Origin of the sequence: Halomonas sp. SIMBA_159 (assembly GCF_046536035.1) — a bacterium.
GTDB classification, from domain to species: Bacteria; Pseudomonadota; Gammaproteobacteria; order Pseudomonadales; family Halomonadaceae; genus Vreelandella; species Vreelandella venusta_A.
The window spans coordinates 1-244 of record NZ_JAWJBT010001335.1; the positions used below are offsets into that span (position 1 = coordinate 1).

Below are 244 nucleotides of genomic sequence, written 5' to 3' on the forward strand. Positions count from 1 at the left end.
GGACTTTGTGGATTGAAACCTACAGTGTCATGCTCGGCTGGCGCTTTTTAGCCGGGTTATTCGGTGGGCTTTGCGTCGGTCTCGGCTTTTCTGCACTGGCCAGGTTAAACAATGCGGATCGTGCTTTTGGCACCTTGTTACTCATTCAGTTCAGCCTGGGCGCTGTGGTGATTTACCTGCTGCCGTCACTTGAAACGCTGCTGAGCGCTTATGCCGTTTTTTATGTCATGGCAGGCTTTGCCTT

Annotated in this window: 1 protein-coding gene; it reads left to right on the plus strand. The window is 52.0% G+C overall.

Features of this window, described 5'->3' with window-relative positions; genetic code table 11:
- Positions 1-244: hypothetical protein (locus tag R0J87_RS23595; RefSeq protein ID WP_498889420.1), on the plus strand; the 244-nt coding region annotated here is incomplete at both ends.